The sequence below is a fragment of the Tunturiibacter gelidiferens genome, assembly GCF_051013345.1.
GTDB lineage: Bacteria > Acidobacteriota > Terriglobia > Terriglobales > Acidobacteriaceae > Edaphobacter > Edaphobacter gelidiferens_A.
In genome coordinates, this window is record NZ_CP132939.1 from 2427018 (window position 1) to 2438776 (window position 11759).

General features: G+C 56.0%; 10 protein-coding genes. 5 read left to right on the forward strand and 5 right to left on the reverse strand.

Annotation, left to right across the window (positions count from 1 at the left end; translation table 11 throughout):
- Positions 1–916: 916 nt before the first annotated feature.
- Together RBB80_RS11945 and RBB80_RS11950 are read left to right on the forward strand one after the other, a co-directional pair.
- The gene (locus tag RBB80_RS11945) at positions 917–1891 is read left to right on the forward strand and encodes a solute carrier family 23 protein (RefSeq protein WP_433968375.1); all 975 of its coding nucleotides are present in this window, start codon (positions 917–919) and stop codon (positions 1889–1891) included.
- Positions 1873–2673: a solute carrier family 23 protein gene (locus tag RBB80_RS11950; protein ID WP_433968376.1), complete on the forward strand. Its 801-nt coding sequence runs from the start codon at positions 1873–1875 to the stop codon at positions 2671–2673. Before RBB80_RS11945 ends, RBB80_RS11950 begins: the two co-directional genes overlap by 19 nt.
- A 281-nt stretch (positions 2674–2954) precedes the next feature.
- On the opposite strand, the gene RBB80_RS11955 is transcribed toward RBB80_RS11950, so the two are convergent.
- Positions 2955–4418, reverse strand: a complete 1464-nt coding sequence (locus RBB80_RS11955; RefSeq protein WP_433968377.1) for a malectin domain-containing carbohydrate-binding protein — start codon at positions 4416–4418, stop codon at positions 2955–2957.
- A 465-nt stretch (positions 4419–4883) separates the two neighbouring features.
- On the opposite strand from RBB80_RS11955, the gene RBB80_RS11960 reads away from it, so the two are divergent.
- Both RBB80_RS11960 and RBB80_RS11965 read left to right on the forward strand, forming a co-directional pair.
- Positions 4884–5630: a tetratricopeptide repeat protein gene (locus tag RBB80_RS11960; protein WP_433968378.1), complete on the forward strand. Its 747-nt coding sequence runs from the start codon at positions 4884–4886 to the stop codon at positions 5628–5630.
- Positions 5631–5897: 267 nt separating this feature from the next.
- Positions 5898–6374, forward strand: a complete 477-nt coding sequence (locus RBB80_RS11965; protein WP_433968379.1) for a hypothetical protein — start codon at positions 5898–5900, stop codon at positions 6372–6374.
- A gap of 822 nt (positions 6375–7196) precedes the next feature.
- On the opposite strand, the gene RBB80_RS11970 is transcribed toward RBB80_RS11965, so the two are convergent.
- The 4 genes from RBB80_RS11970 to RBB80_RS11985 all read right to left on the reverse strand — a co-directional run bounded on the left by RBB80_RS11970 (position 7197) and on the right by RBB80_RS11985 (position 10155).
- On the reverse strand, positions 7197–8198 hold the full coding sequence (locus tag RBB80_RS11970; protein ID WP_433968380.1) for an NAD(P)-dependent alcohol dehydrogenase: 1002 nt from the start codon (positions 8196–8198) through the stop codon (positions 7197–7199).
- Between the two features lie 58 nt (positions 8199–8256).
- Positions 8257–8682, reverse strand: a complete 426-nt coding sequence (locus tag RBB80_RS11975) for a DUF4386 family protein (protein ID WP_433968381.1) — start codon at positions 8680–8682, stop codon at positions 8257–8259.
- A gap of 181 nt (positions 8683–8863) precedes the next feature.
- On the reverse strand, positions 8864–9571 hold the full coding sequence (locus RBB80_RS11980) for a DUF4386 domain-containing protein (RefSeq protein WP_433968382.1): 708 nt from the start codon (positions 9569–9571) through the stop codon (positions 8864–8866).
- A 440-nt stretch (positions 9572–10011) separates the two neighbouring features.
- Positions 10012–10155, reverse strand: a complete 144-nt coding sequence (locus RBB80_RS11985; protein ID WP_433968383.1) for a phospholipase domain-containing protein — start codon at positions 10153–10155, stop codon at positions 10012–10014.
- A 115-nt stretch (positions 10156–10270) separates the two neighbouring features.
- Here RBB80_RS11985 and RBB80_RS11990 point away from each other — a divergent pair, with 115 nt between their 5' ends.
- A complete protein-coding gene (locus RBB80_RS11990) occupies positions 10271–11515 on the forward strand; it encodes a DUF711 family protein (protein WP_433968384.1) in 1245 nt (414 codons plus the stop codon).
- The last annotated feature ends 244 nt before the right edge of the window (positions 11516–11759 follow it).

Below are 11759 nucleotides of genomic sequence, written 5' to 3' on the forward strand. Positions count from 1 at the left end.
AGAGTATATCCCATCTGCGGTTCTCGCGAGATGGCGGCGATATCGACGCCTTGTGAGAACCGGCGAAGAGAGAACGATTACAAGAACAAGAACGGGCCAAAGTTGTTGTACCAGAGTCGTCTTTATGCGGGAGAACGCCTCATTTCCCGCGAACAATCACATCTATTTAACGTGGTACCGAAGTGTTACGGATCGGCAAGCGAACTGAGCGATTCACCGCAAGGCCGTCTAGAACTTGATGTGACGGCGCAGCCGTCCGGCTATTCCAGGCAATTCGGAACCTAAGAAGCCTTTGGTCAATTGGTTGGTGAAAAATCTCCGCCGAGTCACTCACCGAGGAGGCGATCAGTACCGAAAGTCGACATGGCGACGGGGATATCGGGCCCTCCGGCTTGCTAAGGCTCTAGTCGCAAACGGCGTTTGTGAGGACTAACCGTATTCAGCAATCTTCAATGAGTGAGGTTATCTGGTCCAATGGAGTGATTTCGGCGACTCAAGCCAAAGGTAAGCAAGCCGCCGTGGTGCAGCGGGACCGAAAACGAAGCTACCTCATACAAAGCCAACAACGGGGTTGAGTGGGGCCAACCTGCTACAGGCTTGCATAACTCAAAAGCGATTCGATTCAGATCTCGCACAGAGTGCGAGGCCTCACCAAGCCACCGGGTTGCGCGCAAACCCTGCCACTGCAGCCCCCTTTTAGAGAAAGGTTGCGTTTTGCCGGGGAAGTGGTGCTAGCATGGCTTCGCGTCAGTTCCGACCGGCCCGAGTGAAGCTGAAGGGGTCGCATCGCCCCGGAGAGCTATAGCGACGCGTCCAGCCTACTCAAAATCCCATCTGTGCGAGTCCGAAGAATCGCAACAGTTGTTTCGTCATTCCAGCTAATCGGCTTAGCGTACGTCCAGGACAGATAAATCTCATGGGCACGCCGTCAGTTGATCCGTCGCCGAAAGTTGCCGCCGAGCCACCCCGGCGCGACCAGCGTGTGCGGCCTCCGGATCTGATTTACGGATTGGATGAACGTCCTCCACTTCCGCATCTGATTCTTCTGGGGGCGCAGCATGTCGCTGTGATCTGTCCCTACTTGGTGTTCATTGCGTTGATCGCCCAAGCGGCAGGAGCTTCCTCCGCCGTGGCATCGCACGCGGTGGGGCTGGGCATGATCGCTATTGCGCTGGCTACGGTGCTGCAAGCGCATCGGCTCGGTCCGGTGGGGTCAGGATACCTGGCGCCGCCGGTGGTTTCGGCAATTTACTTCGCAGCGGCTCTTGAGGCGGCGCATCGTGGCGGACTGGGGCTGGTTTGCGGAATGATCGCGTTCGCGGGCTTTGTAGAGGCGATCTTCGCGTGGGCGCTGCCCCGGATGCGCAGGGTGTTCCCTCCGGTTGTTTCTGGCTTTATTGTGATTGCGGTAGGTGTGGAGTTGGGCCTCATCGGAGTGCGCGGATTTCTTGGAATTTCTAACCTGCACGATCCGAATCTTCCCCGCAATATAGGGGCCGCCGCCTTGACGCTTGCTGTGATGGTGGGGCTGGGCGTGTGGGGCAAGGGTCTTCCCCGTCTGCTCTGCGGCCTGATCGGTCTCGCATTGGGGATGGCGGTCGCAGTCGCGATAGGAATGTTGACGAGCAAAGACGTCGCGACCATCGATTCGAGGCCCTGGTTCGGGCTGCCTGACCCTCGGTTTCTGTCCTACCGCTTTGAACCGTCGCTGATGGTGCCGTTCGCGATTGCAGCATTGGCCTCGGGCCTGCGCGTCATCGGTGTGATCACGACCTGCCAGAGGATCAATGACGCATCCTGGCGCCGACCTGACCTGGACAGCATCCGCTCGGGGTTCTCTCGGACGGCATCGCCTGTGTTGCCGGAGGATGCGTGGCGACGCCCGGGATAAGTGCCGCGCCGAGCCTTGTCGGACTCCAAAAAGTCACTGGCGCGACGAGTCGATATATCGCCTATGCAATTGCGGGCTGGCTCGTGCTGCTCTCATGCGTACCGAAGGTCGGCGCCGCACTCCTCGCACTGCCATTGCCCATCATCGGCGCCGCGTTGGTTTTCAACGGCTCTTCGATGCTGGTGGGTGGGATCCAGATTGTGATGTCGCGACCCATGACGATGCGCAACACGTTCATCATCGGCATCTCGCTGCTCTTTGCGCTAAGCCGACGTGTGTATCCCGAGTTTTTCGCTCTGCTACCCCCTTGGACGAACGCCTTCACTGATTCGATTCTGTCGATCGCAGTGGTGGTCTGCGTGCTGCTCAATCTGGTTTTCCTTATCGGGGAACGCCGCACCAATGTCATGGTATTGGAGCCCGACGACGGCAAAACCCCTTCACGTTTTGACACCAAGTTTCGCGAGCAAGCCAAGCTATGGCAGTTGAACGCGGCCGATGCCGCGCGCGCCGAAACCAGCACAAGCGAACTGCTGCGCCTGATCGAGGAAGGGGGCCACACCGATAGTTCCATCACCGCAAAAGTCAGCTACGACGACCTCGATTTGACGATCAGGCTGAATTACAAAGGCACGTTGCCCTTCGTCGCTTCAGAACAGCGGACGCCGCGTGGAATGGTCGAGGAACAGATTTTCGCCGCAGGGCTTTCGGGTTTTTGTCTTCGGTGTTCCCAGACCGTCTTAACAGCCAGCAGAAAGACCGCAACTGCGAAATTTCGATGACTTTCCAGACGTAACGTACCCGCGAACATCCGACCGTCAGGTGAAGAGCAGGAAAGTTCGAAAATCGAACTCCAAGGCCACCGCAAAATTCATCGGCGAGTAAGTCCCTGTAAGTCGGCTTGTGGCAAGGTTTCTCGGGTCCGTCACGTGGTCCCTGGCGGATCACGGGAATCCCTCCCCGAGCGTAAGGTGCGGTTTGCCGACAATCCACTCGGAACTCGTGATGTTGATGGTGTTTCCATTCACATCAACTTGTTTCCTCAGCGAGCCGCAGTTGGACCTTATTGGGGAAGACATTCAATTCCACTTACGGATGCGTAGCCATTGACTGGAACGAAAGCCAGCAGGAACTTGCCTTGGGCATTCGGCTCGAGGCCGGAAAACTTTCGGATCACTACATCCGATGGATGCGCCTCCTTCGATAAGTCGAAATTCTGAAGGAGAGCCTTGCCATTGCAGAACACATTGAATACGCGACTAACCTGCATTCTGCTCAGCGCCGCATCGATCGACGATTCGCCCGAGGGCGCGCGGCGCGCAGCGAAGTGGAGCGTTATAGAGTATCTTCCCGGAGACGCTGGAATCGCGTAGGAGAAGTTTCCCCACCGTTCCGTTTCGTAAAGCTCGGGATCGTCGGTACCTGTGACAGGCTCTGCATACACTGCCAGCTGCCCACCTTCGAAATAATCGTCCGGACTCCACCAGTGGCTGTCGTTGGAGTAGTAAGGAGACTGCCGTGCCAGAACACGAACGGGCCGCATGTGGCCTTGTGCTCCTGGCAGAATTTCGATAGCTGAAACCATCGCCGGCATTCCATCCTCGCCGGCGAACTCTAAATGGAGAACTCCGTCCGGCCCCGGTCTTATATCCGGAAAGACTTTTACGTCTGCAGTTCGGCTGGCGCCGGCATCCGCAACAACATCTAAGTCGGCGAGCAGCGTCTTTCCATTTGCTCGGATCGTCATCAGCCGGCTGCCTTCCCCACCGGTTTCTGTTGATTCGGGACCAAAAGCAGTTTCCGCAAAATGAAGTCGCAGCTCGTAAACTCCTCTCTTGAGTGGAATGTCGTAGCGGAATTGTCCCTGCCTGCTGGTTCGGTAGAAACCTGGCTCCTCTGTACGCCAAATGTGCAGCACGGAACTTCTAACGGCATTGCCTCCTGTAAACCACTTGTCAGCGCTCCATAACTTGCCGGCGTGATCGACAAAGCTACGTGTTGTGCCGGCGAGGATTCGAATCTCTTCACCGGCTGGCGGTCCGATCTGCTCGGTAGCCCCTTCCGTGGCGGTTGGCGCCCTGGATTGAACGGACGAAACTCGGGCTTCATGCCGAAAGATAAGCCAGGTTCCTACGGTGCCCGCCAACATCGTCGAAAGCGCTGCCGCTAGCCACCAGGTCCAATGTTTACCTTTGAAATACTTGACTGGTTGGCCCGACGGATTTCCCAGCGGGTTGGCGGGCTGAAGCGACGTGCTCGCCAGGCGCTCCTGAACGGATGCTCCGGCCGTCTCGAACCGCGGCACGTACTGCCCAACCGGAATAGTGATTCTTAGAGGTCGCGTCGAGCCACTCTGAGCGTAGTACTCGGCCAGCCGCTTGCGCAGCCGGTTGGCTTCTACCCGCACAATTGAATCGGAGTCCTGATCAAACGAATCGCCGCGCCGAAAAACCTCGACCGCAATCGTATACTCTTTGATTCTGTCGGCCTCTCCGGCGAACTGCTTCTCGCACAGATAGGAAAGCATGCGAGCCAGCGTGGGAGAACGACTGAATTCCCTGGAGTCGAGCACACACTTCAGTTCTGCGCGCTCTTGCTCTAAGTCGACTGATTCTAGACTTATCGGCGCCATCTTAATCACCGTTCCCTGTCAACTTAGATTGTCGCGCCGCTCCGATGTTAGCGACGGGGCATTGTTCCTGGCCGATTTAACGGTATCTATAAGAGCTACTCCATGCCTTGTAACGGCATTTAACCTCCTCTCTTCTCTTCCACCAGGTCGCCCGCAAGCCTTCAGAAAGGAGACGCTTAGCGTCTTTGCAGCCCATTTTTCATTACTTAGTCTTGACGCAAAACGGTGTAGTAGCGGCCGTAGCGTTGTCAGCGGAAGATGCCGGGCCTCTACTGGAGTCGAAGTGATGAGCAAACTGTTCGAAGCGGCACGATCATTCGCCCACCTCCGGAGGGTCGCCTCATCGAAAAGAGGTGCAAAATGCAAGGACTTCTAAAAGCACTTTTAGTCGCAAACCTGATGGTTTTCGCTGCCGTACAGGCGAGGACAGAATCTCTTCCGGATGTGCCGATGTCGTCGACTATTGCGAAGACGGCTGAGCAAAAGGGAGACCAGGCGCGCATTCATAAGGATTACGCATCCGCCGTCGCTTACTACCACACAGCAGTCCAGGGCGATACGAGAAACTCCATGCTATATGACAAATTGGCCATTGCAGAATTCCAACTCGGTGACAAGAGCGCTGCCCGCAAGCATTTGACGCAGGCGGTTAAGCTCGATTCCCGTAGTGTTGCCGCGCTTAACAATCTCGGTGTCCTGGATTTGATGGACAAGAAATACAAAGCCTCTGTCAACCACTTGAAGCAGGCGCTGGCTCTCGATGAATCGAACGCAACAGCCCACCTGAACATCGCGGAGGCCTGGATGGGTCTCGGAGAGGTGGACCGGGCGATGACCGAGTACTCTCGGGCGCTCGAACTGAATGCCGATATCCTGAACAGCGACAATGGCGGAGTTGTCGCGCAGGTCACCACCCCCGAGCAACGCGCCCGAATCTCCTACCTGATTGCAAAATCGTATGGAAAGAAAGGCAATCTCGACGGCGCTCTTGAATATTTGCGTCGGGCAAAGGAGGGCCACTATCCGGACCTGGCGCGGGTATATAGCGATCAGGAGTTTGCTGCTCTATGGTCGGATCCGCGCTTGGAGAAGATCGTCAAGCGCTAAGCGAACCTGTTTGCGCTGGAGTGCTGCGCCTCGTCGGTACAGGCCACGGCGAGGCGCAGCATGAAACGGTGACACGTGGCCACGCCCAAAGCTTTCGCTGAAGTGGCGAAATGGTTGTTCTTATGTGTGGAGCAAAGTCGCCTCCTCAATCGTCGGCAATCCGGAAGTTGGCAGTTCTTTGTTCTCAGATGGTGCATAATCGCCATGCACTCAGCGAGCCTCGCAGGCCGCGAGCAGAAGAGGAATCCCCTATCTCAGGAGGAATCAATGAAGCGGAAGACTCTCAGGGCCATTGCATCAAGAAGCTTCGCGCTGGTTGTCGTGGTGGCCGCGGCGTGGCAGGCGCAAGCACAGGACGCCAAAACACCGTATCCGAGCATGGCCCCGCTTGACCAATACCTGATGGAGCGAAGTGCCGAGATTACGCTGGCGCGGAGCGCTGCCCCGGAATCCATTTCACAGGATAGCGAGATCATGGCAGCATGGTTACGAAACCGCGGTCAAAGGCAAGAACGGCTTCGTGTGCATGGTGGAGCGATCCTGGTCGGCCGGAATAGACGATCCCGAGTTTTGGAATCCCTGGTTGCGGGCTCCGATCTGCCTCAACCCGGCGGCCGTGCGATCCTACCTTCCACGCACTATCAAGAAGACCGAGTTGGTTTTGGCTGGACGATCCAAAGCCCAGATGCTCGAGGATCTCAGCCGCCGCTTTCGACAAGAATCCTTAGCAGTAATCTAATCTAAGAGGAAAAACTTCAGATGGGCTGACTTAGTTCAGTGAACCTGAACGAGCAAGAAGACATACTTTGCTCAACAATAACGCTAGGCTTGCCGTGCAACGGTTGTTAAGATGCGCTAGTGTCCTGTTGTCGCTCCAAGCTGAATGATGGATCAGTGTCGAATCAGTGCTCGTCACTGGATACGTTCGCCGTCAGTTTCAGCAAGACGGCCAACTCGGCGCACGTAGCATGCATCCTATTGACCGAAGGTGATCCACATGCAGACCCCCAGCCCTCTACAACTTCTCCAACAGAAGCGTTCCTCAGCCATGATAGATATCGGAAACATCGAAGCTAGACTTACCCGTCTCAGCAATTCAACTGCAACAGTCGGAATACGAACCAACCTACTTTGCGTCGTGGGAATGTTCCGTGAGTATATCGCCACGCTGGATGAATCTATAGGGGCTTTTGTAGTAGTCCAATAGTCGCAAAGTAGCGGCGGGTATTCTGGAGTGAATGATGCTCGAAATCAAATTTTCCCACCGCTACAACCCCGGTTTGGCTTGATCTTGTGTTTCCGATCAGGAGCCATTCCAAGTGTACCCCCCTGAATCCGAGCCCATGTGTCAGTAGCAAGCGCTTTGCAGGCGGACGTTCAGCTCCGTGGAAGCAACAATGGGATTTAGACCGAATGGTCGGCAACTCGTCAATAACCTGTCGGCTGACGCCTCCGGGCCGATTGAATCGGAAGACGACCGGTAAGGTGCGGGTGGCCCGTCATCCTGGAGAAACTATGGTGGCATGGGCACGCCCGATGGCCAGTTAAGTTCTGCGCAATGCGTTGTTACGTTTCGTTGTTATGTTCCAAAGTTACTGCTACTTTTCCTCGAGCGTGTCCTTTCTCCAGATACTCGAGAGCTTCGGGGATTTCATTCAAGCTGTAGCGCCTGTCGATGACCGGTGTTACCTTTCCCGTTGCCATAAGCTCTCCCACGATGGTCAGATCCTCTTCATTCGATTTCGCGATGAAGGTGATCAGCTTCTGGCTCACGAACGGGGAGAGCATAAGAGCTCCGATCAAGCGGGCCAGAAGATCGATCACTCGAACGTCGTGTGGTGCTCCGATCATGATTAATATCCCCTTGGGATTCAGCACGTGCCTGCATGCTGATAGCGAGTGATTGCCTACGTTGTCGAAAAGCAGGTCGTAACGTTGCTCGCCCTTGGTGAAATCCTCCTGTGTGTAGTCGATGACTCGATCTGCGCCGATGGACCGGACCATGTCCACATTCCTCGTACTGCATACGCCGGTGACATCTGTGCCGAACGACTTGGCGATCTGCACGGCGAACGTCCCCACGCCTCCCGCGGCGCCATTGATCAAGACCTTTTGTCCCGGTTTAATCCGCCCCTTGTCGCGAAGACCCTGCAACGCGGTCAGCGCCGCAACAGGTGCAGCAGCGGCTTGCTCAAACGTCACGTTATCCGGCTTCATGACCAATGCTGATTTCATGAGCTTCGCCGACTGGCAGGTACACGCATATTCGGCAAATGCTCCGCGGCATGTGCCGAACACCGCGTCGCCAGGTTTGAACTGGGTTACGTTCCTGCCAACCACTTCAACCTGGCCGGCCACATCAACGCCGAGTTGTTTGATCTTCGGTGTGAACAGCCCGAGCAGTAGACGAACGATGTACGGACCGCCTGTCATTGTCTTCCAGTCGAGTGGATTGACGGAGGCCGCGCGGACCTTTATCAAGACCTCATTGTCCCTGGGAACAGGCTTGTCGAGGTCGCTGATTTCGATAACGTCTGGCGGACCGTATCTGGTGTAGGCGGCTTTCATGCGCGGGCCTGCTCCTTCCATCGTTGAACGTTCACGCCCATCACGAGGAGCCACAGCATCACCAATCCTTCCACGAGGAGGACGGCGGCCAGGTTGTAGGGGACAGATAGCTTGCGAGCCGCGGTGGCAGAAAGGTCAGCCAACACAGACCCGCGATCGCCGGCAGTGCGCCCAAAATTCGAGGTAGGAAGGTCGACCTGAAGATGAGGTAGCCGATCAGGATCCAATAGAATCCGTGAAATCCCAGGCCGATGTTCACGCCGTGAGGCAGAAATCGAAGAAGCTCAAGCGTGACTGCCACGAAGTTGAAGGCCGCTGCGAGCAAAGAGAGGCGCCTGTTCACCGGCTTAAAGATGTCATAGAAGAGCAGTGTCACAGCGATCATGCAGGAGACCTCGATGATGCCCGCAGCGAGGTCCGCTGCGAAACTCAGTCTGCCGCGAAAGAAGAACTCGGTGCATGCTGCCGTCAGCAACAGGAGCAAAAAAGGCCACCGGCCATTCTAGCCTTGAACCGCGGCGACGCTTCTGCAATCCGTTTCATCATTACTGCTGCGCTCATACTCTTTCCTCCTGATGCGAGCTACGGAATTAGGCGTTCATGCGAATCAGGTCCGGTTTCCCGACAGAGGCCCAGCCGTACCGCTGCGACGATAGACGGGGCTTTCATGCTGCGTTGGCCTGTTCCTTCCATCGTTGAACGTTCACGCCCATCACAAGCAGCCATAGCATCAGCGCTAGTTCCGCGATGACGCCGAGGAGCAGAATATAGGGGCGCAGATAGTTTGCGAGCGGCGGTAGCAGAAAGGCCACCCAACCCAAACCGGCAAACGCCATCAACACACCCAGAATTCGAGGCAGGAAGGCGGACCTGATGATGAGGTAGCCGATCAGGAGGCAATAGACTCCGAAAAATACGAAGCAGATGTTGACGACCTGACCATACAATTCGAGAAACAGAGACGCGAGCGCCCGCAACTGTTCCACGTTAAATACGCTCAAGTACTGACTGCCTCCCAAGACGACAAGCGGAGCGATGCGAAAGAGGCTAGCGAACGCCAGGATGGCGCATCCCACGAGGCTAAAGAACGCTGCAAGTAAAGAGAGGGTCCTGTTCACAGGTTTAAATAGGCCATAGAAGAGAGCCGTCACAGTGACATAGCACGCGGTCGCGATGAGCCCGGTTGCTAAACCCAACCGAAACAAACGCTGGTGCGCCAGGATGTTGTTCGCTGTAGCCGCGGCGTCGCCATGTACAACAAGCCCTTTAAGGAAGAACTCGCCGCATACCGCCGTCAGAAAGTAAAACAAATAAAAGACCCCGGTAATCCTGGCCCTGGGACACGGCGACGCTTCTGCAATCCGCTCCATCATTTCATAGCCTCCACGAGGGGCCGTGACATGAAGGTGACGACCCCGGATATTACCACGCCCATAAGGACCGTGAGCACGACGAGTCGCCCCCAAGGGGCACTGCCCGCCGGGACCACACCGGGTGTCAGTTCGGACAAACGGCTCTCGTGGTCAGTGTAGGCGCAATCAGACCATCTCACCCAATGCGATTTCAGGCCTGCACCCCGACGAACGGCCAAGTTCTGGTTGTCGGCAATTCGGAAGTAATCCGACGCAAGCTCAGTTGATGACAAATCGCCATATCACTCACCGAGAATGCTAGCCACCATACCTCTCTCAGGCATCAGCGTCCGCCGTTTCGTGAATTGTTGCGACATCGATCGTTACCTGGCAGGTTTCGCAGAGATTGGCGATCTCCAGAGCCGAAGGCGTTGTAACGGGTTTTGACTCAGAGATTAGCTTTATTCTGGCCGGGGGTATTGCTGCCCTTGAAGGCGCAGGAAGCCGTTGGGGTCGTAGACCGAGAGATCCAACTCACCGCTGACGGACGAGGTGCAGCTGTCGGAGACCTCAGCGCCGGGATGAACGGTGTAGGCTGCGCCCAAGCCTTCACCAGATGCGGCTTTACTCGCGGGTTATTCCGACTTTATCGATGCACTCCCGACGGGTCGGAACGACTGAGTGCGGTATACTTCGTTGCTTCACGGTCAGGAGGCTTTAGTGAAACGATCTGTCATTGCCGTCCTTTTTCTTGTGTCGGTCCACGTATTGGCGCAGGCCAGTCCCAATCCCGCCGCGTCTTCGAACCCCAAAGTCAGGGCAATCACCGGATTTGTACGGCTCGATAGAGGCAGCTATCCGCAACAAATTGCCGATGCTCTCCTTGTGCTGCACAGAGTGAAGTCTGAGTTCGAGGCTTCCGGCTACGAAGTGGAGTCTCTACGGCTCACCACACAACCTCTCGCTCAGCTCGTTTCGGGTCTATCTGAGGACCAGGCGCTGTCATTTATTGGTCAGCTCGACCGAATCTCAGTAAAGGAGAACTTTATTCCGAATGTGGGTCCCGCCATGATGCATGACAGTGATGATCCGGCCACGATGCATCTGCTGGAGCGGATATTGTCGACCTTGCCAAACATCGAGGCCAACACCATCATCGCCGATGAAGACGGCATTCACTGGAAATCAATCCACCACACCGCCGAACTTGTGAAATATGTTAGCGAACATAGTCCACGCAGTCAGGGAACGTTCAACTTCACCGCCACTGCCATGCTGAAGCCGCTATCGCCATTCTTTCCTGGCTCGTATCACACCGGCGCGGGCAAGCAATTCGCTATCGGTTTTGAAGGCGCGAATGTCGTTCATGACGTATTCGCGAAAGACAAGGGAAATGTCGAGGCCGCCACCGTCGACCTCACCGCGGCGCTGACAAAACATGCCTCCGTCGCCGACGCGATCGGCAACAAGGTCGCCGCAGAAACGGGCTGGACATATGTTGGAGTCGATCCAACACCTGCTCCCCTGGGAGACGTGTCCATCGGGTCCGCCATCGAAGCATTTACTGGCGCGAAGTTCGGCTCCAGTGGGACGCTCACCGCGGCTCGGATTATTACCGCCGCAGTCAAAGCGGTGCCACAAAAGCAAATCGGATACTCGGGCCTGATGGTGCCGGTAATGGAGGATAGGCTTTTGGCACAACGATGGGCTGAGTCGACCTACAACATCGATTCACTTCTTGCGTATTCGGCTGTCTGTGGCACCGGTCTGGATACAATTCCTCTCCCCGGTGACATCAGCGTTGAGCAGATGGAACGCATCTTCTCCGACGTCGCTTCCCTGGCGACCAAATGGAAAAAGCCTCTATCGGCGCGGCTGGAGCCCGTTCTAAATAAGAAGCCAGGCGATCAGACCGATTTTCAAGATCCGTACCTCTTCAATACAAAACTGCACCCTTTGCCCTAGTTAACAGAAAGGCATTTAGGTGGTTGTCATGGGAGCTTCGAAAAGGGCGATCCGCGCGTACGTTTCTTCAGCCCGTGCTGGCTCCCCAAATGAGTGGTAAATCGCTAATGCACTCAACGAGTGCTTCGACCTGTCCTCGTTCGATTCAGGCGCGGTCGTACAGCAGGTAGTGGTTCGTACGCGCGTTTGAGTTTTGCAGATTAACAGGATCTTTCATGGGCGCCGAATTTAGGTTTGATTCTCA